This window comes from Melioribacteraceae bacterium (genome assembly GCA_030584085.1).
Lineage (GTDB): Bacteria > Bacteroidota > Ignavibacteria > Ignavibacteriales > Melioribacteraceae > SURF-28.
The window spans coordinates 2123715-2149520 of sequence record CP129490.1 but is presented as its reverse complement, the minus strand read 5'-3'; the positions used below and the strand labels follow the sequence as shown (position 1 = coordinate 2149520).

At 34.3% G+C, this 25806-nt stretch carries 25 protein-coding genes; 10 read left to right on the top strand and 15 right to left on the bottom strand.

The annotated features are described in order from the left end of the window. Positions 1 to 124: 124 nt before the first annotated feature. The 4 genes from QY331_09815 to gdhA all read right to left on the bottom strand — a co-directional run bounded on the left by QY331_09815 (position 125) and on the right by gdhA (position 6655). Complete coding sequence (locus tag QY331_09815; protein WKZ68250.1) at positions 125 to 757, bottom strand: response regulator transcription factor; 633 nt, start codon at positions 755 to 757, stop codon at positions 125 to 127. A gap of 9 nt (positions 758 to 766) precedes the next feature. Then, positions 767 to 2200 (bottom strand): histidine kinase, encoded by a 1434-nt coding sequence (locus QY331_09810; GenBank protein WKZ68249.1) that lies wholly within the window; start codon positions 2198 to 2200, stop codon positions 767 to 769. A gap of 19 nt (positions 2201 to 2219) precedes the next feature. Continuing rightward, complete coding sequence (locus QY331_09805) at positions 2220 to 5129, bottom strand: PEP/pyruvate-binding domain-containing protein (GenBank protein ID WKZ68248.1); 2910 nt, start codon at positions 5127 to 5129, stop codon at positions 2220 to 2222. A 185-nt stretch (positions 5130 to 5314) separates the two neighbouring features. Continuing rightward, positions 5315 to 6655, bottom strand: coding sequence for an NADP-specific glutamate dehydrogenase (gene gdhA / locus QY331_09800; protein WKZ68247.1), 1341 nt, complete (start codon positions 6653 to 6655; stop codon positions 5315 to 5317). A gap of 448 nt (positions 6656 to 7103) precedes the next feature. Here gdhA and hisG point away from each other — a divergent pair, with 448 nt between their 5' ends. From hisG to hisIE, 8 genes are all read left to right on the top strand, one after another. Further along, on the top strand, positions 7104 to 7964 hold the full coding sequence (gene hisG / locus QY331_09795) for an ATP phosphoribosyltransferase (protein WKZ68246.1): 861 nt from the start codon (positions 7104 to 7106) through the stop codon (positions 7962 to 7964). Further along, positions 7961 to 9235, top strand: a complete 1275-nt coding sequence (hisD, locus tag QY331_09790; GenBank protein ID WKZ68245.1) for a histidinol dehydrogenase — start codon at positions 7961 to 7963, stop codon at positions 9233 to 9235. The genes hisG and hisD overlap by 4 nt, the downstream gene beginning before the upstream one ends. After that, positions 9228 to 10277 carry a histidinol-phosphate transaminase gene (gene hisC / locus QY331_09785; GenBank protein WKZ68244.1) on the top strand — a complete coding sequence of 350 codons (1050 nt, stop codon included), beginning with the start codon at positions 9228 to 9230 and terminating at the stop codon, positions 10275 to 10277. The genes hisD and hisC overlap by 8 nt, the downstream gene beginning before the upstream one ends. Then, positions 10274 to 11176, top strand: coding sequence for an imidazoleglycerol-phosphate dehydratase HisB (hisB, locus tag QY331_09780; protein ID WKZ68243.1), 903 nt, complete (start codon positions 10274 to 10276; stop codon positions 11174 to 11176). The genes hisC and hisB overlap by 4 nt, the downstream gene beginning before the upstream one ends. Beyond that, positions 11173 to 11760, top strand: a complete 588-nt coding sequence (gene hisH, locus QY331_09775) for an imidazole glycerol phosphate synthase subunit HisH (GenBank protein ID WKZ68242.1) — start codon at positions 11173 to 11175, stop codon at positions 11758 to 11760. The genes hisB and hisH overlap by 4 nt, the downstream gene beginning before the upstream one ends. Beyond that, positions 11754 to 12470 (top strand): 1-(5-phosphoribosyl)-5-[(5-phosphoribosylamino)methylideneamino]imidazole-4-carboxamide isomerase, encoded by a 717-nt coding sequence (gene hisA, locus QY331_09770; protein ID WKZ68241.1) that lies wholly within the window; start codon positions 11754 to 11756, stop codon positions 12468 to 12470. The genes hisH and hisA overlap by 7 nt, the downstream gene beginning before the upstream one ends. Beyond that, positions 12463 to 13218 carry an imidazole glycerol phosphate synthase subunit HisF gene (gene hisF / locus QY331_09765; GenBank protein ID WKZ68240.1) on the top strand — a complete coding sequence of 252 codons (756 nt, stop codon included), beginning with the start codon at positions 12463 to 12465 and terminating at the stop codon, positions 13216 to 13218. Before hisA ends, hisF begins: the two co-directional genes overlap by 8 nt. A gap of 102 nt (positions 13219 to 13320) precedes the next feature. Next, a complete protein-coding gene (hisIE, locus tag QY331_09760) occupies positions 13321 to 13929 on the top strand; it encodes a bifunctional phosphoribosyl-AMP cyclohydrolase/phosphoribosyl-ATP diphosphatase HisIE (GenBank protein ID WKZ68239.1) in 609 nt (202 codons plus the stop codon). Between the two features lie 197 nt (positions 13930 to 14126). On the opposite strand, the gene QY331_09755 is transcribed toward hisIE, so the two are convergent. The 10 genes from QY331_09755 to QY331_09710 all read right to left on the bottom strand — a co-directional run bounded on the left by QY331_09755 (position 14127) and on the right by QY331_09710 (position 23983). Continuing rightward, positions 14127 to 14615 carry a DinB family protein gene (locus QY331_09755; GenBank protein ID WKZ68238.1) on the bottom strand — a complete coding sequence of 163 codons (489 nt, stop codon included), beginning with the start codon at positions 14613 to 14615 and terminating at the stop codon, positions 14127 to 14129. Between the two features lie 78 nt (positions 14616 to 14693). Continuing rightward, the gene (trpA, locus tag QY331_09750) at positions 14694 to 15476 is read right to left on the bottom strand and encodes a tryptophan synthase subunit alpha (GenBank protein ID WKZ68237.1); all 783 of its coding nucleotides are present in this window, start codon (positions 15474 to 15476) and stop codon (positions 14694 to 14696) included. Beyond that, positions 15473 to 16684: a tryptophan synthase subunit beta gene (gene trpB / locus QY331_09745; GenBank protein WKZ68236.1), complete on the bottom strand. Its 1212-nt coding sequence runs from the start codon at positions 16682 to 16684 to the stop codon at positions 15473 to 15475. Before trpB ends, trpA begins: the two co-directional genes overlap by 4 nt. Then, positions 16684 to 17700: a 3-deoxy-7-phosphoheptulonate synthase gene (aroF, locus tag QY331_09740; protein ID WKZ68235.1), complete on the bottom strand. Its 1017-nt coding sequence runs from the start codon at positions 17698 to 17700 to the stop codon at positions 16684 to 16686. The genes trpB and aroF overlap by 1 nt, the downstream gene beginning before the upstream one ends. Next, positions 17694 to 18311, bottom strand: a complete 618-nt coding sequence (locus QY331_09735; protein ID WKZ68234.1) for a phosphoribosylanthranilate isomerase — start codon at positions 18309 to 18311, stop codon at positions 17694 to 17696. Before QY331_09735 ends, aroF begins: the two co-directional genes overlap by 7 nt. Continuing rightward, positions 18301 to 19095 carry an indole-3-glycerol phosphate synthase TrpC gene (trpC, locus tag QY331_09730; protein WKZ68233.1) on the bottom strand — a complete coding sequence of 265 codons (795 nt, stop codon included), beginning with the start codon at positions 19093 to 19095 and terminating at the stop codon, positions 18301 to 18303. Before trpC ends, QY331_09735 begins: the two co-directional genes overlap by 11 nt. After that, positions 19092 to 20111 (bottom strand): anthranilate phosphoribosyltransferase, encoded by a 1020-nt coding sequence (gene trpD / locus QY331_09725; protein ID WKZ68232.1) that lies wholly within the window; start codon positions 20109 to 20111, stop codon positions 19092 to 19094. The genes trpC and trpD overlap by 4 nt, the downstream gene beginning before the upstream one ends. Further along, positions 20108 to 20674: an aminodeoxychorismate/anthranilate synthase component II gene (locus QY331_09720; GenBank protein WKZ68231.1), complete on the bottom strand. Its 567-nt coding sequence runs from the start codon at positions 20672 to 20674 to the stop codon at positions 20108 to 20110. The genes trpD and QY331_09720 overlap by 4 nt, the downstream gene beginning before the upstream one ends. Continuing rightward, positions 20652 to 22133: an anthranilate synthase component I gene (gene trpE, locus QY331_09715; protein WKZ68230.1), complete on the bottom strand. Its 1482-nt coding sequence runs from the start codon at positions 22131 to 22133 to the stop codon at positions 20652 to 20654. The genes QY331_09720 and trpE overlap by 23 nt, the downstream gene beginning before the upstream one ends. Before the next feature lie 386 nt (positions 22134 to 22519). Further along, positions 22520 to 23983: an aminotransferase class V-fold PLP-dependent enzyme gene (locus tag QY331_09710; GenBank protein WKZ68229.1), complete on the bottom strand. Its 1464-nt coding sequence runs from the start codon at positions 23981 to 23983 to the stop codon at positions 22520 to 22522. A 170-nt stretch (positions 23984 to 24153) separates the two neighbouring features. On the opposite strand from QY331_09710, the gene gldC reads away from it, so the two are divergent. After that, a complete protein-coding gene (gene gldC / locus QY331_09705) occupies positions 24154 to 24489 on the top strand; it encodes a gliding motility protein GldC (GenBank protein WKZ68228.1) in 336 nt (111 codons plus the stop codon). 9 nt (positions 24490 to 24498) lie between these two features. Next, on the top strand, positions 24499 to 24768 hold the full coding sequence (locus QY331_09700) for a YtxH domain-containing protein (GenBank protein WKZ68227.1): 270 nt from the start codon (positions 24499 to 24501) through the stop codon (positions 24766 to 24768). Positions 24769 to 24801: 33 nt separating this feature from the next. Here the strand turns inward: QY331_09700 and QY331_09695 are convergent, their stop codons facing one another. Continuing rightward, positions 24802 to 25662, bottom strand: coding sequence for a sigma-70 family RNA polymerase sigma factor (locus QY331_09695; GenBank protein ID WKZ68226.1), 861 nt, complete (start codon positions 25660 to 25662; stop codon positions 24802 to 24804). Positions 25663 to 25806: the final 144 nt, after the last annotated feature.

Here is a 25806-nt window from a genome sequence, read left to right as displayed (position 1 = left end):
ATAGCCTAGAATCAATTTAGAGGAATACACGTGCAAGGGATAGAGTAGAATTTTTGATAAACATGTAACAATTTTTGTTACATGAATTGTAAGTGACGAGATAGAATTAGAAGTGCGTCTAAAATTATATTAAAAGTTTATTCCGTAAAACATACTGTGTTAACTCAACATTCGATTTCAAGTGTATCTTCTCGAAAATTCTATTACGATAGCTGTAAACTGTATTTGTGCTGATATTCAATTCATTTGCAATTTCTTCGGCGGATAGACCCGTGGCAATTTTTAACATTACAGTATATTCTCGGTCTGATAAAACTTCGTGGGGAAGATCATTCTTTGAGGTATTCATATACTCGGCTAATTTATCTGCTAATAGCGGACTAATATATTTTCCGCCCTTATAAATTTTTCTTATAGCAGTAATTAATTCGGTTGGAGCGCTAATTTTTTGCAGATAGCCCGAAGCACCGGCTTTTATTGCTCTTATACCATATTGTTCTTCACTATACATACTCAATATTAGAATTGGAATATGCGAAGATTGCATTGTGATTTCTTTTGTGATCTCAATGCCGGATTTATCGGGGATATTAATATCCATCACAATCAAATTACATTCAATATTTTGTAATAGTAAAATTAAATCAGCATACGAACCGGCTTCACCCGCAACTTGAATATCAGAAACTTCGGCTACTATTTGTTTGAGACCTTCACGGACAATAGCGTGGTCATCAACTATGATAATCTTTATCATTCTTTTTTATTATGAAATTGGAAGTTCCAAATTTACTAATGTTCCACTGCCCATAGTACTTTTTATATTTAAATTGCCACCTAGAATTAAAGCTCTTTCTCTCATTCCAAGTATACCTAACGAACGAGGATTATTAACTTGATTTTGAGTTATACCTTTACCGTTATCTTTAATTGATAAAATTAATTTATCATCTTCAAGTTTCATAGTTATATTAATTTTAGATGCGTTAGAATGTCGAGCGGAATTTGTTAATGCTTCTTGATAGATTCTAAACACTGCAATTCTCTTTTCAGATTCTAAAACAATTTCTTCATTTGGCAATTCTACAATACAATCAATTTTTGTACTTTTTGAAAACTCCTTTGTCTGCCATTCGATAGCAGCTGAAAGTCCGAGTTCATCTAAAATCCCGGGTCTAAGTTTTTCACAAATTCTCTGAACAGATTCCACCGAAGAATCGATTATATTTATAATCGAATCAAATTTCTCCTTCAATTCGGGCTGAACATGAGATACTTTCTTTTCAAGCAATGATGTTTGGATTTTAAGGACTGTTAATACCTGACCGAGTTCATCGTGAATTTCTCTAGAAATGTTTTTCCTTTCTTCCTCGCGAACAGTTTGTAAATGAAGTGCTAAGTTTCTTAAATTTTCCCCGTAATTTAATAGTTCATTTTCATATCTGTTTCTTTCACTTAGATCACGTGCAATAAAAACTATTGCTTGTCTTCCTTCATAATCGAACAAATAGGAATTTACTTCCGAATAAACTTTTTGATTAATTTTAGAATGCAAGTTCGCAGTGAAGATGCTCATCCCATCACAAATTAGTTTATTTACTAATTCAATCTCTCTTGATTCATTACTGTCAAAAAATAATCTGGAAGGAGACATTTCTATATATTCATCTTTGGAAAAATGAAGTCGTTTTATTGCCTCGAGATTTGCATCAAAAAAATTACTTAGTGTTTTACCATAATTAAGATAACATAAAAATATTGCGTCATTTGTGTTGTTAAAAACAGTTTTATAATGATTTGCTTTTTCTAGTATTTCTATTTCAATTTTTTTTCTTTCTGTAATGTCTTCAACAAAATGAAATAATAAATTATCATTACTTGCGCCGTCTTTCACAAAAGTGTTTTTCAGCCATTTTATTTTTTTATTGCTCACAAATATTTTTTGTTCAAGCTGAAGTTGTTTGTTATTTGAATGAGAAAGTTGGTTGCAAAATACCTGAAGTTTTTCGGCCGTTTCTTCATTTAGAAATGCAAATATGTTTTTATTTGATATTTCGTTTTCATCAATATTAAAATGTTCCGCAAATAGTTTGTTGGAGTATTTTAAATCACCACTAAAATCAAAAATAGCATAACCGAAGGGAAGATTTTGTAATGTTAATTCGAGTAAATTAACAGATAAATTTTGTAAAAGACTCATTGACCACCACTAATTTTGGTCAGGTTAACATTCCCGGTTTTAAAATAATTCCTTGATTCTGATGCCCATTTATTTTAACGGAAATCGGATCAGAAAATTCAAGATGTCTGGCAAATTGAAATTCCTCAACTGCAGGTTGATTTCTCATCCATTCCCAGTCAATTAATGCAAATTTATCAGTTGAGTTAACCGTAAAATAACCAACTCTAAAACTTGTAATATTTTGAAAAAAATGTGAACCTTGAGAAGGAGTCACACTAAAATCCTTAAAACCAGATTCAACAATTGCACTTGCTCCTGATATTTGATCCCAAGTAACAGGAACTCCAAGCCAATGATCGAATGAACCCCATCTTCCGACACCGATTAATATGTAAGGTTTATTTTGCTCAAGTAATTTTTTATTGAACTGACTTATTTCGTAGGCAACTTCTTTACTTTTTCCTCTATCAAATTTATTAATGTCAACCACAACTATGTCGTGAATTCCATGGAAAGTACCGTTGCCCAAAACTTGAGTACTTCTGCAAATTAACTTATCATCCGAATAATCATCCAGTTTAAGTGTTTCAACTTCTCGACTAATTACTAACGGACGCATTTGCAGAAATGCAAATTCTTTTGGTTTGACGTTCATGTTTACGGCAAATTCGATTTCAACAAAAGTACCCATTCCCCAAGTACCAAGTTCTAGGAGTAAATCAAGAATTTCTGCAAGCGGGAAAACTTTATGTTTTAGTATTGGGGCAAAAGTGACAACACGTTTGCCGGCTCTTGAAATGCCATCATAGACGGCATCATTCTCCGGAGAGTAAGTTGATCCGACGTAATAAAGCGTTTGATCTTTTTCTGCGGCGGATAGGTCATAATTTTTTACAAATATTTCCGGGTCTTGATCTGAACTTGTGATTTTAGTTTTAAGATCTAATGCGTAAAAATCTTGTTGTGCATTTCGTATTGTTTCCTTTGTGGAAAAAAACTGTAAAAGATGCTTCGGATACTTCGGACAAAACCTAACTGTTTCTCCGCCTTCAACTACCGTTTGTCCCAAACCTAATGCAACGTATGCAATTCCGTCTGCTGATTTTTGAGGCGGAACAGGATAAAAATTGTAAGACTTTGCAACACCGGCAAAATCAGGATAGAATCTTGATTCATGTGTTGAACCGATCAGTCTCTGAACAATTACAGCCATTTTTTCTTCTTCAAGTCTATATGAAGTTGCTTTCATATAATCTTTTGCCGAGCTAAGAAATTGAGATGCATAAACACTCTTAACAGCAGTTAAAAGTTCTTCAAGTCTAACAGCCGGGTCTGGGTCGTTATTCGGTATCATGAAAGTTTTATAAACACCCGCGAAAGGTTGAAATTGTGAATCTTCCAATAAACTTGATGAACGAACAGCAAGTGGTTCTCTGATTATATCAATAAAATCTGCTAGCTTAGCTTTTACTTCAACTGAAAAGATATGGGCTTCTCTAAAAGTTTTTGCAATTAAGTCGTCATTGTTTTCATTTAACGCAAAATTAAATAGCTTGTTCTCTTCAATAAATTGATCGAAAACATCTGTAGCAATTACGATTGCAGAGGGAACGGAAATTTGAATACCCGGAAATTTATCATGAAGTTCATAATTATTAATAAGTGTATTGATAAATCCTAGACCGCGAGCTTTCCCGCCTAACGATCCGCCTCCGATTCTTGCGAAACTATTATTTGGATCAAATGTATTCTTGTCAAAGTCGGTAACTATTCCTCTGGTTCTTAACTGTTGATAGAGAACTAAGGAATCAATAAGATTATTTCGCAGTGCTTCCGTGGTAGGAAAATCAGATAATTTTCTGGGCCGGAGTCTGTCAGCCAACCAAAATTCGGTTCGTGCCTTTAACCATCTTGAAAAATCATTTCTTTCGGAATGAAAAATTATCGATTCATCCGAAACAATTTTAAGCTTATCTTCGAGTTGCTTAAGGTTTGATGCTCTGTCAACTTCGGTACCATTTGGTAATCTGAAAATAAAATCACCAAATCCAAAATTTTCCAGCATGAAATTTCTTAAGTCATGCAGTAGGCGAGGAGAACCTTTCAATAAAAATCCCGCTCCAATTTCACTTGCATGAGATTGATACTCCGGATTACTCGATTGCAAAACAATGGGTATATCATGATGAAGTTTTCGCACTTCTATTGCAAACTTTATACCTGCTTCAGGATCTCGGACATTATTATGTTTAAAATTAATGTCGGTAATTATTCCAAGAATATATTCATGAAATTTTTCATAGTATTCCCAGGCTTCTTCATATGTTGTGCAGAGAAGAATTTTCGGACGAGCTCTCATCCTCAAATATTTGTGTGTTAAATTTACTCCTTCAGTCAGCAAGTGCTGTGACTGTTTGAGAATTTCCTTATAGATCAGAGGTAAATAAGTTGAATAGAATTTTACATTATCTTCAACAAGAATTATTGATTGAACACCCGCAGAGAGCGTGTCGTTTTCAACGTTTAGTTTATCTTCAACATACTTTATAATACCGATTAGTAATCTGTAATCACCTTGCCAAATAAAAATTTTATCGAAGATTGATACATCATAATGTGTCTGAACTTCCTTTCTTTCTCTGTTATCATAAGCTAATAAAACAATTGGTGTTTCAGTTCCGTTTTCTCTAATAGATTTAGCGAAGTCAATAACATGCATATCCTCAATATGAAGTGTTGTAATTATTAAATCGAAAGAGCTTTTACCATTACTCATCATCTCAATTGCTTCTGAAGCTGTGGTAACTGCAGTTATTTCCGGAGCGTGACTAAGATTTAGATTTTGATATTCTTCTCTTATTAATTCGTATAGCCTTCCATCTTCCTCAAATAGATAATTATCATATAAACTTGATACAAGAAGAATATCACGGATTTTATATTTCATTAATCTTTGAAATCTCTTAATCCGCTGCCCAAAAATACTTTTTAGATTGAGCTGTTCTATCTTGTTCATCTTCATGGTTGGTTTCAGTTTGTTTTTATCGGTTGGTTAAAATATAATAAAAAAGGCAATCGATTCAATGATTCAAAAAATTATCGATTGCCTTGAAAAGTTGGTTTAAGCAGGTATTATACTAAACCTTGATCAAGCATTGCGTCTGCTACCTTTAAGAATCCGGCAATGTTAGCACCTACAACATAATTTTCTGGCTTGCCAAATCTTTCTGCAGTATCAACACATGTATCGTGTATGTTTTTCATAATTTGATGTAGTTTAGCATCAACTTCATCACGCAACCATGGAAGTCTCATACTATTTTGTGTCATCTCCAATCCGGAAGTCGCAACACCACCCGCGTTTGCAGCTTTACCGGGTGCATAAAGTATTTTTGAATTTTCAAATACTTTATAACCTTCAATTGTAGTCGGCATATTCGCGCCTTCGCAAACACAAATGCAACCATTTTTAACTAGTTCATTTGCATCGTTTCCATCGAGTTCATTTTGAGTTGCGCAAGGCATTGCAACATCAACTTTAACTCCCCAAGGGCGTTTGCCAGGATGAAATTCTACTTTAAATTCTTTTGCATAAGGTTCAACTATATCTTGAGCAGTTGCTCTAAGTTTCAACATATAGTCAATTTTTTCTCCTGAGATTCCATCTTTATCATAAACAAATCCATCCGGACCCGAAATGGTTACGACTTTACCGCCAAGTTCGGTTATTTTTGTTACAGCTCCCCAAGCTACGTTACCAAAACCGGAAACCGCAACAGTTTTACCTTCAAAACTTGTTCCCTTAGTTTTCAACATTTCTTGAGCAAAATAAGTGGCTCCAAAACCTGTGGCTTCCGGACGAATTAGAGATCCACCCCAATTCAATCCTTTTCCGGTTAAAACGCCGGTGAATTCATTTCTTAATCTTTTGTATTGACCGAATAAGTAACCAATCTCTCTAGCGCCAACACCAATATCACCTGCCGGTACGTCAGTGTTCGGTCCAATATGTCTGAACAATTCTGACATAAAGCTTTGACAGAATCTCATGACTTCATTATCACTTTTACCTTTGGGATCAAAGTCGGAACCGCCTTTTCCACCACCCATTGGCAATGTTGTTAAACTATTTTTGAAGACTTGCTCGAAGGCTAAGAATTTTAATATACCTAATGTAACAGAAGGGTGGAAACGAAGACCGCCTTTATATGGTCCGATTGCACTGTTCATTTCAATTCTGTAACCTCTGTTTACATGAACCTCACCTTGATCATCCATCCAAGGCACTCTAAATGTAATTATTCTTTCCGGTTCAACCATTCTTTCAATAATTTTTGCAGAGCGGTACTCAGGATGTCTGTCTAATACTATTTCAAGTGATTCTAGTACTTCTTCAACTGCTTGATGAAATTCAGGTTCAGCAGGATTTTTTGCTTTTACTTCTGAAATTATTTTTTCAATATAATCTGACATAACAACTCCAATACATTTTGTGGGGTGAATATTACTTATATAAAGACAAATTTAACTTAATTTGCTAATGAAACTTAGTGATTATTTATATTACAAAAAATGAAAACCGACAAAAAAGGATAATTTTTTAAGTAAAATCGTACTTTTTTAAGAATAAATAAGAGAAAGAGGCTCTTTTTATCGAGGTTTTCACCCTGATTTTCCTTTAAGAAGTCTTCGGAACATTAAACAATATGAACACGTTCTCAAACTTGACAGAATAAAATATTTGATTATATTTGCGGATCAATTTAGTTGTGACAAAGAAATGAAAATCAATTTAACATTACATCACGCTCATCATCATTTAATCTTTCTGATGAAAGCGTCGATGTGATTTAAATAATTTTATAAAAATTAATAAGAACCCCGGCGCATGCCGGGGTTTTTTGTTTTAAAGGAGAATATAATGAACGGTAATCTAAAACTAGCAATCCAGAAAAAAGGGAGGTTGTCTGATAAATCTCTCGAACTCCTTAAATCATGCGGATTCGATATTGAAAATTATTCCGAAAGATTATTTATCTCGGCTAATAATTTCAAATTAGATATTCTTTTTTTACGTGATGATGATATTCCCGAATATGTTCAAGACGGTGTAGCCGATATCGGTATTGTTGGTGAGAATGTATTAATTGAACGCGGTGCTAAGGCAGAGATAATTAAAAAACTTGGATTCGGGAAGTGTAAATTGATGATAGGTGTCCCCGAAGAAGAAGATATCTCAGATTTAATTTCTCTTAATGAAAAGAGAATTGCGACATCCCACCCTCAATTACTTAAGAAATTTTTAGACGAAAATTTACTTAACTCAAGAGTAATTGATATTAGCGGTTCTGTTGAAATAGCGCCTTCACTCGGAGTAGCGGATTATATATGCGATATTGTATCAACCGGCAACACGCTCAAGTCCAATAAACTTAAAGAATCATTTACTGTTTTTGAATCGGAAGCAGTTATAATTAAGAGTAAAGATTTTAATCCTACCAAGCAAAATTTATTGAATGAGTTCAAGGCACGAATCGATTCCGTTCTGCTAGCAAAAAATTCTAAGTACTTAATGATGAATGTTGCAAAAGAGAGTTTAGAAAAAATTCAGAAAATCATTCCTTCATTAAAAAGTCCTACAGTAGTACCATTGGCTGAAGAAAATTTAGTGGCGGTCCATGCTGTAATTCCTAAGGAAAAATTTTGGTCGATAGTTGGCGAATTAAAATCTATCGGTGCTACCGGAATAATTTTGTTACCAATAGAGAATATGATATTATGAAAAAAGTAAATCTAAAAAATATTTCAAAGGAGGATTATCAACCGCTTCTCAAAAGACCGGCGATTGATAATGAAAAAGTATTTGGAATTGTACAACCAATTTTAAGTGAAATTAAAAACGAAGGAATGAATGCAATTATTAAATTCGCCAAAGAATATGACGAACTAAAAGATTCCGATTTGAGAGTAAAACAAAAAGACATTGATGAAGCGGAACAATCTATTGATTCCGATTTGAAGCAAGCGATTAAATCAGCTATCGCAAACATCACAAAATTTCATGAAGTACAGTTTCCAAAAGACTATGAAATTGAGACAATGAAAGGTGTTAAATGCGGGAGAGTTTACAGAGCTATTGAAAATGTTGGACTTTACATTCCCGGTGGAACTGCTTCACTGTTCTCTACTTTATTAATGCTTGCAATTCCCGCAAAGATAACAGGATGCAAAAGAATTGTAGTTTGTTCACCAAAACCATCAAATGAAGTTCTTTATTGTTCTCAAGTTCTTGGGATCGATGAAGTCTATGACTTGGGTGGTGCTCAAGCAATTGGTTTTATGGCATACGGTACTGAGGAAGTAAAAAAAGTTGATAAAGTTTTTGGTCCCGGTAATCAATTTGTAACCGCTGCAAAAAGTTTAGTTAGTATTGATCCCGATGGATGTGCAATAGATATGCCGGCTGGACCGAGTGAAGTGATTATTATTGCAGATGAGAATGCAAATCCTAAGTACGCTGCCGCTGACTTGTTGTCACAAGCTGAACATGGAATTGATTCTCAAGTAATTCTTATTTCGACTAGCCAAAAGATAATCGATGAAGTTGAATTGGAAGTAATCAAGCAATTGGAAAAATTACCTCGAAAAGAAATAGCTGAGAAAGCATTGGAGAAATCGTTACTATTGAAATGTGATTCAATTGAGAATGCAATAAGTTTTAGTAATAATTATGCACCCGAACATTTAATTCTGCAAATAGAAAATGCAAACTCTTTTCTTAAACAAGTTCAAAATGCCGGTTCAGTGTTTCTCGGTAATTACACTCCCGAAAGTGCGGGAGATTATGCTTCCGGTACAAATCACTCGCTTCCAACATATGGTTTCGCAAAAACTTTCAGCGGTGTAAATTTACTTTCTTTCATGAAAGGAATTACCTATCAGTCACTATCAAAAGAAGGAATTATAAACATTGGTAAAACTGTCATAGATATGGCAAATGCAGAAGGTTTAAAAGCTCATGCAAATGCAGTGGAGGTAAGATTGAATGATTGACTTAGAAAAACTTGTTAGACCAAATATTCTAAAACTGAAACCATACACATCTGCGCGAAGTCAGCATATTAACGGATTACTTTTAGATGCCAATGAAAATGCTTTCGGATCAGTAATTGACAATGATGATCTAGAGTTAAATAGATATCCCGATCCAACTCAACTAAAACTGAGGCAAAGCATTGGGGGTTATTTAAAGATCAATCCGGATAATATTTTCTGTGGTGTCGGTTCCGATGAAATAATTGATTTATTAATAAGAATATTTTGTGAACCGGGGAAAGATAAAGCAGCAATCTTTGAACCAACATATGGTATGTATAAAGTAGTTTGCAATATTCAAGATGTTGAGACAATTATTTATGAATTGGACAACGACTTTCAAATTAATGTAGAACAATTTCTAAAGCAGGAATTGGAGTCAATAAAAATTATTTTTATCTGCTCACCAAATAATCCGACAGCTAATATTATAAATAAAATAGATATCATTCGTTTATCCGAAAACTTTAACGGCATTGTCGTTATTGACCAAGCGTATATTGATTTTTATGATGAAAGAGAATTGTTGGATGAAATAAGTAAACATTCTAACATTGTATTACTTCGGACATTTTCTAAAGCATGGGGCTTAGCCGGAGCTCGTTTTGGTTTTGCAGTCTCAGATTCATTTATTGTGAAATTATTGATGAATATTAAATCACCTTATAACATCAATAAATTAACTGAAAATATTGTGCTTAGATCTTTGAACAAGATTGATCATAAAAATGATATCCTAGAAAAAATTAAAATCGAAAGAGATTATCTTACGGAAGAATTGAAATCAATAAAAGGTATTATAAACGTTTATCCTTCTGATGCGAATTATATTTTATTTAAGGTTAGTAAGGCTGATAAGGTTCATGAGAAGTTAATAGAGAAAGGAATAATTATTAGAAATAGATCGAATCAATTGAACTTGGAAGGATGTTTAAGAGTTACTGTTGGTACACGTGAACAAAATCAAAAGTTTATTCAAGAATTGAGAGTTGTATTATGACAAGAGTTATAATAAATAAAAGTTTATTAAATCTGCATTCCGATCTTTCTAATGGAATGATAAGTTCCTTGAAAAAGTTAGTTAATCGTGGAATAGCTGTTTCACTTTATCCAACACCAACTTTCTCGGACCCGATTATTCAAAGATTAATGGAATTGGAAGCAATTAACTTTGAATCCGAGAGTAAGAATGATTATCAAACAAATTATTTTATAACGGATAAGAAAAACCAAAAAGTAAAAGCTAAACAAATACTGGTCGGTAAGAATGGAAAAAGTAAAAATATTTCAGAAGCGATTGAATTTGTTCTATCTCAAACTAGATCATCTCAGCAAATTCGTAATACGAATGAAACGAAAGTAAATGTAAAACTAAATCTTGACGGTTCAGGTAAATTTAAGATAAATACAGGTATCGGATTCTTTGACCATATGCTCGAACAGTTGAGCAAACATTCAAATATTGATATCATGCTTAATGTAAAGGGCGATTTGCAGGTAGATTATCATCATACAGTTGAGGATACCGGCATTACTTTAGGTGAATGTTTAGTCAAAGCACTGGGAGACAAAAAGGGAATAAAAAGATTTGGCTTTATGCTTCCGATGGATGATTCGATTGCAGAGACAACTCTGGATTTAAGCGGCAGACCTTACTTAAATTTCAAAACTAAGTTTACAAGAGATAAGGTTGGTGAGTTTCCAACAGAACTTGTAGAGGAATTTTTCAGAGGTTTAACTATAGGATTAAAGGCAAATATTTACATAAAAGCTTCGGGAAAGAATGATCATCATAAAATTGAAGCAATATTCAAGTCATTTGCAAAAACGCTTAATGAAGCAGTTCGATTTGATGAAAGAAGCGAAAATAAATTACCTACTACGAAGGGAAGATTATGATAGCATTAATAGAATACGGAGCCGGTAATACAGCATCGGTATCAAATGCGTTAAAAGAGATTGGTGTTGAACACATAATCTCAAAAAATGAAAAAGATATAAGTGAAGCTGATAAGATAATTTTCCCGGGAGTTGGTGAAGCGTCCTCGGCTGTCAAAAAATTACACTTATTAAATCTGTTTTCTTTATTACGTGTCATCAAAAAGCCAATGCTAGGAATTTGCCTTGGCATGCACATTTTATGCGATCGTTCCGAAGAGGGTGACGTTGCCTGCCTTGGCGTCATAAACGGAGAAGCAAAAAAGTTTGATACGACAAAAGTTAAAGTCCCGCATATGGGATGGAACAATGTGAATATAAGTAAGGATAGTAAGTTATTTAACAATATTGATGATAAGTCTTATTTCTATTTTGCTCACTCATATTATATTCCTAAAAATGATTCTACAATAGCAACAACGGAACATGATTTAGAATTTTGTGCAGTTTTAGAAAAAGATAATTTTTATGGTGTTCAATTCCACCCGGAAAAATCGGGTGAAGCGGGACTTCAATTATTAAAAAACTTTGTTGAACTATGTTAGTTATACCAGCTATAGATATAATCGAAAACAAAGCTGTTAGATTAAGCAAAGGTGATTTCAATTCAGCAAAACAATACTCAGAAAATCCTTTAGAAGTTGTAAGACAATTTTATGATGCCGGCTTTAAGAGGATTCATATAGTCGATTTAGAAGCATCAAAAACCGGTTCATTTACTTGTTTGAATCTTTTAGAAAAAATAAAATCTAGTTTTGAAATTAAAGTTGAATTCGGCGGAGGAATTAGAAAATTAGATGATCTAAAACAGTTAGATAAAATTGGTATTGATTACTTCATCTTAGGTTCAATAACCATAAAAGATGAAGCGGTTGTTAAATCGATGATTGATTTATATGATAAAAGTAGATTCATTTTTGCAGCGGATGTATTGGATGATAAAATCAAAGTTAGCGGTTGGACTGAATCAACAAACATTTCTTTGAATGAGTACATTCAAAAATGGAGTGAGAAACATATACTTAATTATTTATGTACCGACATCAACAAAGATGGAATGCTGAAAGGACCAAACACTAATCTGTATAAAAAGACAATAAGCAAGTTCCCAAATATTAACTTGATTGCCTCTGGGGGTATCAGTAGGATAGAAGATATTCACAACTTGCAGGAACATCAGATAAAGTATGCCGTTGTTGGGAAAGCGTTTTATGAAGGAAGAATATCAATAGAGGAGTTAAGTAAATTTGCTTAGTAAAAGAATAATACCTTGTCTAGATGTGAAAGATGGCCGTGTTGTAAAGGGAACAAACTTTGTCAATCTTCGCGATGCCGGATCGGCAGTTGAACTAGCAGAAAGATATTACCATGAAGGTGCTGATGAACTTGTCTTTCTTGATATAACCGCTTCTTTTGATAAAAGAAAAATATTATTTGATCTTGTTAAAGATGTCGCCAAAGTTATACGTATTCCATTCACGGTCGGTGGTGGTATTTCTGAGTTAAACGATATTGATATGCTCTTGAAAGCCGGAGCAGATAAAGTCTCGTTGAATACAGCAATTGTCAAAAATCCTCATTTAATAAATGATGCATCCAAACAATTCGGAAGTCAAGCTATTGTAGCGGCGATCGATATTAAAAAGATTGATGATGCTTATAAAGTTTTTATAAAAGGCGGAAGAGAAGAAACCGAACTTGAAGGTTATGCATGGTGTAAAGAAGTTTGCGAAAGGGGAGTAGGAGAGATATTACTTACATCAATGGATAAAGACGGAACAAAAAGCGGTTATGATTTAGAATTTTTATCAAAGCTTACTAAAATGGTTTCTACACCGGTAATTGCATCCGGCGGAGCAGGAACGAAAGAACATTTTCTCGAAGCTTTTAAAAATTCTGAAGTTGATGCATGCTTAGCCGCAAGTTTATTTCATTACCAAGAATTAGAGATAAGTAATTTAAAAATGTATTTACGCGAAAAGGGAGTAGAGGTTAGGTTTTAATAGATACTTTGCGCCTTAGCGTCTTTGCGGTGAAGTAATGAAAAACAACCGCAAAGACTAGAAGATGCTGAGAAGGTTAAATAAAATTTGGAAGAGGATTTAATGATTGATATAAACAAAATTGATTTTGATAAAATGAACGGTCTTGTTCCGGCGGTCATTACAGATAATTTCACCGGACAAGTATTGATGCTTGGATTTATGAACAGAGAAGCAGTCCAAAAAACCATCAACGAAAAGAAAGTAACTTTTTACAGTCGCTCAAAAAAGAGATTATGGACGAAAGGTGAAACTTCCGGTAATTATTTGAATCTCGTTGATATTAAAAATGATTGCGATAATGATACATTGCTCATTAAAGCGAATCCGGAAGGTAACACTTGTCATTTAGATCAATATTCTTGCTTCGGAATTGAAAAAGAGAATTTCCTTTTTCTCAAGTACTTAGATAATCTAGTTAAAAAAAGAAAAGAAGATCTTCCAGAAAATTCTTACACCACTAAATTATTCAAGCAAGGTGAGAGTAGAATTATTCAGAAAGTCGGGGAAGAAGCAATTGAAACGGTTATCGCTGGAAAAAATAATGATCGTAATGAAATTATAAATGAAACAGCTGACTTACTTTTTCACTTACTTGTTATGTTGAATGAAAAAAATATCTCCTTAAATGAAGTGATAACAGAGTTAGAAAAAAGACATTCAACTAAATAGTATTGCTTCATTCCAGTTCAATAAATTTTCAAATTAAGCGATCCATTTTCTTGGATTAAATGAGTTTGCTGATTTCAGATTCAATCTCGTCATTCTGTAATTCTTTTACTCTAATAAAGTTTAGTTAGTTAAGAAATATTTTTGCGTTAAAATTATTCTTACTGAAATCCTTGGGAAAATTGCATATGGTGATAATTTTATTTGGTCCGTATCATTGCTAAAAACTTTTCAATTTGTCTTCGATGTCTGAGAATATGAACAATAGCATGTTCAAGCAGTTGTTCAAGATCGTATTCCTGTCCCCAGTTCGAATTAATTTTAATACTTGCCATCTCTTCAAAAGTAAATTCTATTTTGTTTATTAGAGTGTCGGTAGTATAATTCATCATATGATCAATTTCATCACAAGCTGAGGAAGGTGTACTTACTTCATAAATATCTTTACGTTCAGTTAAAGATTCTCCGAACTTCTTTCTAATATAGTTTGCATATGCATATCCCGATCTAACTACATGATTCATGATTGTCTGAATTGATTTACAGTCGGGATCGGTAGTTTCATTATCGACAATTTTGATGTAGTCGTGTTGGTCAATTTCTTTTATTAAATATTTTAGTTCATTAGCAGCTCGTTCATATTCGTCCATCAAAGCGCCGACGGGACCTTCTCTGAATATTCTTGTCATGTTCTAATTTAACCTATTTTAACTGAGTTAATTTCTCTAGAAAATAATATGATGAATATGAATAAATAATTCATTTGATTAACTTTTGCAAGCGATTGAAAGATTTGTGATCAAGTCTAATGTTTCTGAATAATTATTATCATTTTCAGAAAGTGACTTCACAACAGCACTTCCAACAATAAATCCATCTGTATACTCTCTAAATTCTTTTATGTTCTGGGGAGAAGAAATTCCAAATCCCAGCATCATCTTATTTTTGGAAATGATATTATAAGTTCTCTCGAGATTATGTTTTACCTCATCACCGAAATTATTTCGCACGCCTGTTGTTCCTGTTACACTTACGCAGTAAACGAATCCCGTACTTAATTCATCTATTTTTTTAATTCTTTCTTCCGATGAAGTTGGAGTGGTTAGCATTATTATCTCAAAATCTTTGAATTTATTTTTGAAGAAATCTTCATATTCTTCAAGAGGAATATCGGGAATTATTAATCCATCTACTTTTGCTTCCTTTGCATCATTAATAAAATTTTCAATTCCGTAATGCAGAATTGGATTAGCATAACCCATGAGTATTAGAGGTTTATCAACTCTTTCTTTTATTTTAGATGTCATCTCAAGAACCGAGCTAATCGATACACCGTTTGATAATGCTGCTTCAGAAGATTTTTGAATTACGGGTCCATCTGCTAGCGGATCGCTGAAGGGAATACCGAGTTCGATTAAATCCGCTCCGGCTTCGTAAACTTTGCATACCAAATCAACGAAAGAATCGACTTTGGGATAACCGGCTGTTAAATAAATTGATAATGCTTTTTGATTATTATCATTAATTTTTTCAATAGTTTCTCTTATCATTTTTCTTCACCGATATTTTTCATAATAGTATTGATATCTTTATCACCGCGTCCGCTAATATTTATCACAATAATGTCATCTTTTTTTGTCTTCGGCATCAATTCATTCAAATAAGCGACTGCGTGAGCCGTTTCAAGAGCGGGAAGTATTCCCTCAGTTTTTGTCAGCAGTTTAATTCCTTCAAGAGCTTCATCATCCGTAACGGAGTAGTACTCTGCACGTTTAATATCTTTTAGTAATGCGTGTTCCGGACCGACACCGGGATAATCTAATCCGGCTGAAATAGAATGAACTTCGGAAATCTGTCCGTTATCATCCTGCAGAAGATAAGTATGCATCCCTTGGAAAATTCCTTGAGAGCCAACAGTTAAAGTGGCACAGTGTTTACCCGAATCAATTCCATAACCTTCGGCTTCAACGCCGATTAATTTAACCGAATCATCATTTACAAAAGGATAAAATATTCCGATCGCATTAGAACCGCCGCCAACGCAAGCAAGAATGTGAGTCGGTAATTTATTTTCTTTTTCTTGTAATTGCTGCTTAGTTTCTTCACCAATGATTGATTGAAAGTCACGTACTATCATCGGATAAGGATGCGGTCCCACAACTGACCCTATGATGTAATGAGTATCGTGAACATTTGTTACCCAATCACGAATCGCTTCATTTGTTGCATCTTTTAAAGTACGGCTTCCCGATTTAACTGTTCTGACTTCAGCCCCAAGCAACTTCATTCGAAATACATTTAAACTCTGTCGTTCAACATCAACTTCACCCATATAAACAATACATTTCAATCCGAACTTTGCACAAACAGTAGCAGTAGCAACTCCGTGCTGACCGGCACCGGTTTCGGCAATTATTCTTTTCTTACCTAACTTCTTTGCTAAAAGTATTTGTCCAATTGCATTATTTAATTTATGAGCTCCGGTATGGCAAAGGTCTTCACGCTTCAAATATATTTTACCTCTGCCGAAATGTTCGGTTAACCTTTTTGCGTATGTGAGGGGAGTGGGACGACCATTGTAATCTCTCTGAATTACACTTAACTCTTTTAAAAAGTTATCATCATTTCGCAACTCATGATACATGGTTTCCAATTCATAAAGAGCCGTCATTAAAGTTTCCGGAACGAACTTACCGCCGTAAATTCCATACTTACCTTTTTCATTTGGAAAAGCATATTTAGATTTTTGTTCATTCATTATGCTAGCTCCTTTCCGACTATCGGAGCGAGTTCTTTTATTTTTTCGAGTAATGATTTAAATCTTTTCGGGTCAAGCGATTGATAACCGTCCGATAATGCTTCATCCGGACGTTGATGGACTTCAATCATTAGTCCGTCGGCACCGGCAGCAATTGAAGCCAAAGCCATCGGCGGAATTTTATCCCAAATACCGACACCGTGTGAAGGATCTACAAAAACGGGAAGATGACTTTCTTTTTTAAGAACGGGAACTGCATTTAAATCAAGTGTATTACGTGTTGCAGTTTCAAAAGTTCTTATACCTCGTTCACATAGTATTATATTATAATTATCTTGTGAGATAATGTACTCAGCGCTCAACAGCAAATCTTCAACCGTGGCAGACATACCGCGTTTAAGTAGAATCGGTTTTTGTGTCTTACCGGCTTCCTCGAGCAAGGTAAAGTTCTGCATATTTCGTGCTCCAAGTTGAATTATATCGGCAACTTCGGCAACAGCATCAACCGTATGCTGATTTAAGAGTTCCGTGACAATCTTTAAATCAAATTCCTTTTTTACTTCTTCGAGATATTTAAGTCCCTCTTCCTTCAGACCTTGAAATGAATAGGGACTTGAACGGGGTTTATAAGCACCGGCACGCAAAAAGTTGATTCCCATACTTTTCAATATTTCTGCAATTTCAAAAATCTGATCGCGTGATTCAACCGAGCAGGGTCCGGCGATAATCTGTAATTTATTTCCACCGATCGATTTATCTCCGAAATCAATTATGGTATCTTCGCTTTTCATCATTCGAGAGACGAGCTTGTATTTTTTCGAAACCCTAACCACATCTTCAACTGAAGGCATCAAGCTGAAATCCTCTTGTTTTAATTTGTGAGTTGGACCTGTAATCCCGATTGCCAGTTTTGTCGCACCCGGAATTTCGTGTGGTGTACAATTCAATTGTTTAACTTTCTTTTTTACTTTTTCTATATTCTCACGCGGTGCATTCAAATCCATTACGACTAACATTGATGGTTCCTCAGTTTATTAATTTTTAAGAAAAATGATTTAACTTTTTCGTGATCTTTAATTCCAAGTTCTTTTTCAATCGATGAAGAAAGATCAACCGCCTGTGGTTTAACTCTGTTAAAAATATAGTCGATATTTTCTTCCGAAACTCCGCCGGCTAAAATAATTTTGTCCCGATAATTTTCCGGAATAAGTTCCCAATTGAAACGTTTCCCAGTTCCACCATATTCTTTCTCATCTTTTGAATCAAGAAGAATTGTATAGTTTGAATATTTTTCTAGATTCTCATTCAATTTTTCATCAACTCGTATTGCTTTAATAACCGGAAAATTTATTTTTTCGCGATGGTCCAAATTTTCATCACCGTGTAATTGAACAGCACTCAAACCGATTTCTTTTGCAATGGAATCAACCTTTTCAAAATTCTCATTAACGAACACACCAACTTTCATAACTAAGAAGGGCAGTCTGTCAATTATCTGTTTTGCTTTATCAGGTTCGATGTATCTTTTGCTTTTATTATAAAAAATAAATCCAAGCGCATCCGCTCCGCACTCAACGCAAACTTTTGCATCGTCTATATTTGTTATTCCGCATACCTTAACTTTCACGATTGCACCAATCTTTAAATTTTCTTAGTTCATCTGAAATATTTTCCGCTCGCATAAAATGTTCGCCGACTAAGAGAGCATCGATTTTCTCATTCTTAACTTTGTCGACAGAAGTTTTATCACTAAATCCGCTTTCCGCGACAACACAAACATTTCTCGGAATTTGTTTGCATATGTCGATTGAATTATTGATGTCAACTTCAAAAGTTTTGAGATTACGATTATTTATTCCAACTATATTATGAATCTCGAAATCAACTTTATTTAATTGTTCTTCCGAGTGAAGTTCAAGAAGCACTTCTAAATTTAATTCGTTTGCAGCGTGTGTTAATTCTCTTACTTGTTCTTCGGATAAAATTTCACAAATTAAAAGAATAACATCTGCCCCGTTTGCTTTTGCTTCGTACACTTGATATTCATCAATTATAAAATCTTTACGGAGAAGGGGAGCAGATTTGATTTTTGCAATGCTGTTTAAGTATTCTATCGAACCTTTGAAAAAGTTATTATCTGTTAAAACAGAGATTCCGGAAACTTCGTTTTCAAAATAAATTTTTGCAATATCTGTGTGATTAAAATATTCTCTAATAATTCCTTTTGACGGAGATGCTTTTTTTATTTCTGCAATGATTGAAAGGTTTTTGTCGGAAGAAATTCTTTTATACAAACTCATTGTTTCACTTTCAAAAAATTGAAAATCCGAAAAACGGGAGAGCGTAAATTCCCTTCGAAGTTTTTTCACTTCCTCTTTTTTGACTTCAACTATTTCATCAAGAATTGTCATTTGTGATTCTCACCGAATTCTCTTAACTCTTTTAACTTTCTCAAAGTAGCTCCGGATTTTATAGAATCTTCAGCAAGATTTTTACACTCCGCTAAATCATCCGACATGCCGGAAGTTTTCAATGCCATTGCAGCATTTGCAACTACTACTTCATATGCTGCCCCGTTAGTTTCGCTGCTAAATACTTTATAAATTATTTCGGCGTTTTCTTTTGCAGAACCTCCTTGAAGCTGCTCGAGCGTTGCTTTCGGATAACCGAAGTTTTCGTTCGTCAATGAATAGAAATACATTGAATGGTCACGATTAACTTCGTAAACTTTTGTTATGTCGGTAAGTGTAATTTCATCATATTGATTGCTTGTGCAGAGAAATGCAACTTTTTCCATTTCCAATAATCTGATAGCATCGGTCATTAATCTGGCAACATCATCATTGAATGTTCCGATTAACTGGCGCTTAACTCCGGCTGGATTTGTAAGCGGACCGAGTATATTAAAAATTGAGCGGAACTCTAATTCTTTTCTTATCGGTGCAACATGTTTCATTGCGGGATGATATAGAGGTGCAAACAAGAATGCAATTCCGATTTCGTTCAAAGCTTTTTCGGAAAGTTCAGGATTCAACTGCACATCAACACCGAGTTCGTGAAGTACATCCGAACTACCGCTTTTACTTGAAATAGAACGGTTGCCGTGTTTTGCAACACTTACTCCTGCACCGGCAACAACAAATGAAACGGCGGTTGAAATATTAAACGTTCCGGAGCCGTCTCCGCCTGTACCGCATACGTCGATTACTCTTTCGTTTTCACATTTAATCTTAATCACTTTTTCGCGCATTGCCTTTACGAAGCCTGCAACTTCTTCAGAAGTTTCACCTTTTATTTTAAGTGCAGTTAAAAGAGAAGCAATTTTTGAATTGTTTTCATTGCCGCTCATTATAGAATACATAACTTCGTAAGCTTCATCGAATGTTAAGTTGTGTCCATCAATTACTTTTTCTAATTCTACTTTCATAATTCCAACCAATTTTTAATTAGATTGTAGCCTTGTGGAGTTAAAACCGATTCTGGATGAAATTGAATTCCTTCTATCGGGTATTCTTTGTGTCGAATTCCCATTATTACATTATCACTTGTATGGGACGTTATTATTATATCATCTGATAGTGAATGATTTTTTATTGCGAGTGAATGATAACGTCCAGCTTCAAAATTTTGCGGAATGTTCTTATAAATACTTTGATTATCGTGAATAATTGTTGATGTTTTGCCGTGCATTAAAGTAGGTGCGTTTGTTACTATGCCGCCGAATGTTATTCCAATTGCTTGATGACCGAGACAAACACCGAGTATTGGAATTTCTTTTCCCAATTCTTTTATTACATCGAGAGAAATTTTGGAGTCTTCCGGTTTACCGGGACCGGGGGAGATTACAATTTTATCAACATCCATTTTGCGAATCTCACTAACCGTTGTTTTGTCGTTTCTTTTTACGATAATATCGTTCGTAAAACTTCCGATAAGTTGAACGAGATTAAACGTAAACGAATCATAATTATCTATTACTAATATCTTCATCCAAGTCCTCTGCAAACTTTAACGCTTTCTTTAATGCGGCTGATTTATTTTGAATTTCATAGAATTCATTTTCAGGAATACTGTCGGCTACAATTCCAGCTCCGGCCTGCCAATAAATTATCGAACCTTTTGAAAAGAGTGTACGTATTGCAATGCACAAATCTAGATTGCCGTTAAAGTCAATGTAACCGACCGCACCGGCATAAACATTTCGAATTAAATTTTCGTATTCGTTAATTAATTGCATTGCTCTAATTTTCGGTGCACCGGTAACCGTTCCGGCAGGAAAACTTGCTTTGAGTGCATCGATACAGTCTTTATCTTTTTGCAATTTACCCGCAACTCTCGAAACGATATGCATAACGTGAGAGAATCGGTTTACTTTCATATTTTCTGTAATATTTATTGAACCGTAATCACATACTCTGCCGAGATCGTTTCTTGCTAAATCGACAAGCATTGTATGTTCTGCAATTTCTTTTGGATCGGAAAGTAAATCTTTTTCTAATTCGATATCTTCTTCTAAAGTTTTTCCTCGTTTGCGTGTACCGGCGATTGGCAATATTTCAGCGGTTCTATTTTTTACTTTTAACAAATCTTCCGGCGAAGTCCCGATTACGACTTTCGATTCTGGAAATTCCATATAATACATATAAGGCGAAGGGTTGATGATTCTAAGTGCACGGTAAACATTCAGTAAGTCGCCTTCGAATTCTGTGTTGAATCTCTTTGATAAAACTATTTGAAATACATCGCCATTGTATATGTTTTCTTTTGCTTTTGTAACTAATTTTTCGAAATCTGATTTGTCTTCTTCAAAGTACGATTCATTTATTATTTTGAATGATTCGGAATATTCAACTGTCTTTAATAATTGTTTATGAAGGAGATCAATTTCTTGATTAGCTTCTTTAAATAATTGTTCGATATTGGAATCATCTTCAACAAATACATTGCTGATTATAATTATCTGATGTTTATAATGATCGAAAGCAACTATGTTTTTATAAATACCAAATATTGAATCGGGTGAATCGTAGTCTTTTTTACCGGTGAAATTCAGAACGTCTTCAATTAATGCAATGTTTTCATAACCAAAATAACCAACAATACCACCACTGAAATCGGGCAAATCATCAATCTTGGTGCAATTATATTTTTTGATCAAAGATTGTAAATAATCGAGAATGTTTTCTTTACGCGATTCGATTTTATTTTCGGTTGTAATAGTTAATTCATTCCCTACGTTTGAAATTATTTGATGTGGATTCTTTCCAATGAAAGAATAACGCGCAAGTCTACCGATACCTTCAACAGATTCAAGAAGAAATGATGATTCACTTAACGTACGCAGTTTTATATAAGCTAATACCGGTGTAAGTAAATCAGCAGTGATTCTTTTGTAAACCGGAATTACATTATGTTGTAGTGCAAGTATTTTGAATTCCTCAATTGTCATTTAATATCCATATAATAAAAAAACCCTTCCCAGTGCTTGACTGAGAAGGGTTCTTAAAAATTTTATTTGCTCAGTTTTACACAGGAGTCCCGCAGCTTTTATTAAACCAAAACCAAGCCCAAGTAAAACCGAAATATTTATTTTTGTTCTTCATCATGTTGACTGCAAAGATAGAGAATTAATCTCTTTTTTGTCAAGGACTAATTTTCCCGAATCAAATAAAATGTTTGATGTGGTTAAAGCTCTTGTTCTAGCTTGTCTATTCAGCCGTCCACTGAAGTGGACGGCAATAAAAATCAAAATCTCTCTTCATTATTGCCGTCGCTTTTAAGCGACGGACAACTAAAACCACAAAAACATTTGGGCTTTAGCCCCATATTCAAAACCTAAATCTCAAACCACTTCTCAATTACTTTGTGCTGATTGTTACCTGAGATATGATAGTACTCATTTGTTTTGGGAGAATAAGTATAATCCTGTTCCCACGTATTAACATTATCGATTATCTCTTTAATTGCATTGAGAATAAAGTACAATTCATCGTTTGTCATAGTTGGATGAAGTGATAAACGAACCCAACCTGGTTTTTCTGAAAGATCACCATGGTTAATTTTGTCGGTGATTCTTTTTGAACGTGTTGGATCAACGTGAAGTAAATAGTGACCATAAGTTCCGGCACAAGAACATCCACCGCGAACTTGTATACCGAATCTGTCATTAAGAAGTTTTACCATGAGATTGTAGTGAATATCTTCAACATAAAAAGAAATAACACCAAGTCTGTTTTCAAATTCCGGGGCAAGGATATGGACACTCGGTAAATTATGAAATTCTTCAAACGCAATTTTTAGTAACTCATGTTCACGTTCGAGAATATTTTTAGTACCCATTTCTTCTTTCAGTTTAATTGCTAAAGCTGTTTTGATAGTTTGAAGAAAACCGGGAGTACCGCCATCTTCGCGTAATTCAATATCATTTACATATTTATGTTCACCCCAAGGATTAGTCCAATCTACCGTTCCACCTCCTGGATGATCCGGAATTTTTCTTTTGTAAAGAGATGAGTTGAATACAAGAACTCCGCTAGTTCCTGGTCCGCCTAAGAATTTATGAGGTGAAAAGAAAATTGCATCAAGTTTTTCTTCGGGATCTTTAGGATGCATATTCATATCAACGTAAGGAGCTGCAGCAGCGAAATCAATAAAACATAATCCACCATGTTGATGCATTATCTTTGCCATCTTGTGGTAATTGGTTTGCACACCGGTAACATTTGATGAGGCAGTAAATGAACCGATTTTTAGTTTTCTATCTTTATAAACTTCTAATTGTTCTTCAAGATGTTTTAAGTCAATATAACTTCTATCATCCGGTTCAATAATTACGACATCACATATAGTTTCCAGCCAAGAAGTATGATTGGAATGATGTTCCATGTGTGTAATGAAAACAACGGGTTTGTCTTCCTTTGGAAAGTTGAGATAAGTTTCAAGTTGTTCGCATACACGTAAACCTAAAATTCTTTGAAGTTTATTTACCATACCGGTCATACCGGTACCTTGAGTAATTATTACGTCATCATCTGCGGCGTTGACATGCTTTTTTATAATTTCTTTTGCATGATGATAAGCTAATGTCATGGATGTGCCGGTAAAACTAGATTCCGAATGTGTGTTTCCTACATTGGGGTAAAAATCGTTTATTAACTTTTCTTCAATCGGTTTATACAATCTTCCGCTTGCAATCCAATCGGCGTAGATTAGTTTTTGTTTTCCATAAGAAGTGGTAAATTCTTGGTCTATTCCGATTATGTTTGATCTAAAAGCTTTGAAATAATTTTGTAGATTCATATTTATTACATTAAAATCATTTGTCAGATAGGGAAATATAGGCAATTAAAAGATATTTTGAACATTAATCCTATTTGAAAGACTTAACTTTATTTGACAATTTATATAAAAAATTCGTATCTATCAGAAACATACAACAAAAAAAGATACAAAATTTTTTGAGGGATTATATGAAAAGGCAAGCAGAAATTAATTTTAGAATCAATCTTGATGACGATAAAATGCCTTCACAAATTCAATGGGATGCAACCGATGCCGAGAATCCCGGAACAAAATATTGTGAAGCGATGTTAATTTCTCTCTGGGATAGCCAAGTTAAAAACACATTAGGTATCGATCTGTGGACAAAAAACATGCTTATCGATGATATGAACATATTTATTTACCAAAGTATAAAGAAACTCGCTGATACATATTCAAACGCGACTAATGATCCGGAGGTTGCTGATATTATCTATAAATGTGCGTCGGATGTAGCTAACAAATTGAAACTTTTGAACAAATAAGGAGGATATATGCACAATCACGAAAATGACAAGTTCGGTTATTTTGCAAGCGGAATTTTATTAGGTGCAGTTATTGGTTCAGTTGTTGGGTTGCTTTTTGCACCGGATAGCGGTAAAAGAACTCGTAAAAAAATACAACGAAAATCGGACGAACTAATGGACGATGTTGTTGATTATGCAAAATACAGCAGAGATAAAGCAGAGGAGATTTTAGAAGAAGGGAAAAAACGAGTTGAAGAATTAATGGATGAAGCAAAGGCAACTTTGAAAAAGAAATAAAACAAAAAACCCCGACGAAAGTCGGGGTCGTGGTTATCCTAAATAAGCTTTGAGAGCTTTACTTCGAGATGCATGACGCAATCGTTGTAAAGCTTTTTCTTTAATCTGACGAACTCTTTCACGAGTTAAATTTAATCTTTCACCAATTTCTTCTAGAGTTGCGGGATGTTCGGAGTTCAAACCGAAATATAATTTTACAACTTCGGCTTCTCTATCAGTTAAAGTAGAAAGTGCACGTTCAATATCGTTTTTTAATGATTCATCGTTAAGTGCGTGATCCGGTTTTGGTTGTTCTTTATTTTCAAGAACATCTAACAAACTGTTTTTACCATCATCACTTTGAGAGAAGGGTGCATCCATTGAAATGTGTCGGCCTGCCATTTGCATAGCTGCTGCAACTTCTTCAACATCCATATCAAGTTCTTTAGCAATTTCTTCGGGGCTAGCATTTCTTTCGTAATCTTGTTCAAGCTTGCTTGCGGTTTTACCGACTTTAGTTAAAGCACCAACACGATTTAAAGGAAGACGAACAATTCTAGATTGTTCGGCAATTGCCTGCATAATCGATTGACGAATCCACCAAACGGCATAAGAGATAAATTTGAATCCACGAGTTTCATCGAATCTTTTACCTGCTTTAATTAAACCAAGATTTCCTTCGTTAATTAAATCAACCAACGGTAGGCCTTGATTTTGGTATTGCTTGGCAACACTGACAACGAATCTTAAATTGGCTTTAACTAATTTCTCAAGTGCGGCTTCGTCGCCTTTTTTTATTTTTATCGCAAGTTCAATTTCTTCGTCAGGATGAAGGAGATCAACCTTACCAATTTCTTGCAAATACTGATCTAATGATTTACTTTCTCGGTTCGTGAATTGCTTAGTAATTTTCAAGCTTCACCTCTCCAATTTAATGAGTTAGTGAAAATGTTATTTCTTTGTTCGTAGTTTGTGTGAAACAATTCGATTTTATCTTTGTTCCGATTATTTTTGAAGGTTATTTCTGCGGAACTTCAAAATTTACAAACACTAAATATA

Coding starts and splice junctions, on each gene's coding strand:
- hisG (WKZ68246.1), top strand. CDS start 7,104: ATGAACGGTAATCTAAAACTAGCAATCCAGAAAAAAGGGAGGTTGTCT.
- gdhA (WKZ68247.1), bottom strand. CDS start 6,655: ATGTCAGATTATATTGAAAAAATAATTTCAGAAGTAAAAGCAAAAAAT.
- trpD (WKZ68232.1), bottom strand. CDS start 20,111: ATGAAAGTAGAATTAGAAAAAGTAATTGATGGACACAACTTAACATTC.
- hisA (WKZ68241.1), top strand. CDS start 11,754: ATGTTAGTTATACCAGCTATAGATATAATCGAAAACAAAGCTGTTAGA.
- aroF (WKZ68235.1), bottom strand. CDS start 17,700: ATGTTAGTCGTAATGGATTTGAATGCACCGCGTGAGAATATAGAAAAA.
- QY331_09700 (WKZ68227.1), top strand. CDS start 24,499: ATGCACAATCACGAAAATGACAAGTTCGGTTATTTTGCAAGCGGAATT.
- gldC (WKZ68228.1), top strand. CDS start 24,154: ATGAAAAGGCAAGCAGAAATTAATTTTAGAATCAATCTTGATGACGAT.
- trpC (WKZ68233.1), bottom strand. CDS start 19,095: ATGACAATTCTTGATGAAATAGTTGAAGTCAAAAAAGAGGAAGTGAAA.
- trpE (WKZ68230.1), bottom strand. CDS start 22,133: ATGACAATTGAGGAATTCAAAATACTTGCACTACAACATAATGTAATT.
- QY331_09810 (WKZ68249.1), bottom strand. CDS start 2,200: ATGAGTCTTTTACAAAATTTATCTGTTAATTTACTCGAATTAACATTA.
- QY331_09805 (WKZ68248.1), bottom strand. CDS start 5,129: ATGAAATATAAAATCCGTGATATTCTTCTTGTATCAAGTTTATATGAT.
- QY331_09755 (WKZ68238.1), bottom strand. CDS start 14,615: ATGACAAGAATATTCAGAGAAGGTCCCGTCGGCGCTTTGATGGACGAA.
- hisC (WKZ68244.1), top strand. CDS start 9,228: ATGATTGACTTAGAAAAACTTGTTAGACCAAATATTCTAAAACTGAAA.
- hisIE (WKZ68239.1), top strand. CDS start 13,321: ATGATTGATATAAACAAAATTGATTTTGATAAAATGAACGGTCTTGTT.
- hisH (WKZ68242.1), top strand. CDS start 11,173: ATGATAGCATTAATAGAATACGGAGCCGGTAATACAGCATCGGTATCA.
- hisB (WKZ68243.1), top strand. CDS start 10,274: ATGACAAGAGTTATAATAAATAAAAGTTTATTAAATCTGCATTCCGAT.
- QY331_09815 (WKZ68250.1), bottom strand. CDS start 757: ATGATAAAGATTATCATAGTTGATGACCACGCTATTGTCCGTGAAGGT.
- QY331_09710 (WKZ68229.1), bottom strand. CDS start 23,983: ATGAATCTACAAAATTATTTCAAAGCTTTTAGATCAAACATAATCGGA.
- hisD (WKZ68245.1), top strand. CDS start 7,961: ATGAAAAAAGTAAATCTAAAAAATATTTCAAAGGAGGATTATCAACCG.
- trpA (WKZ68237.1), bottom strand. CDS start 15,476: ATGATAAGAGAAACTATTGAAAAAATTAATGATAATAATCAAAAAGCA.
- trpB (WKZ68236.1), bottom strand. CDS start 16,684: ATGAATGAACAAAAATCTAAATATGCTTTTCCAAATGAAAAAGGTAAG.
- QY331_09720 (WKZ68231.1), bottom strand. CDS start 20,674: ATGAAGATATTAGTAATAGATAATTATGATTCGTTTACGTTTAATCTC.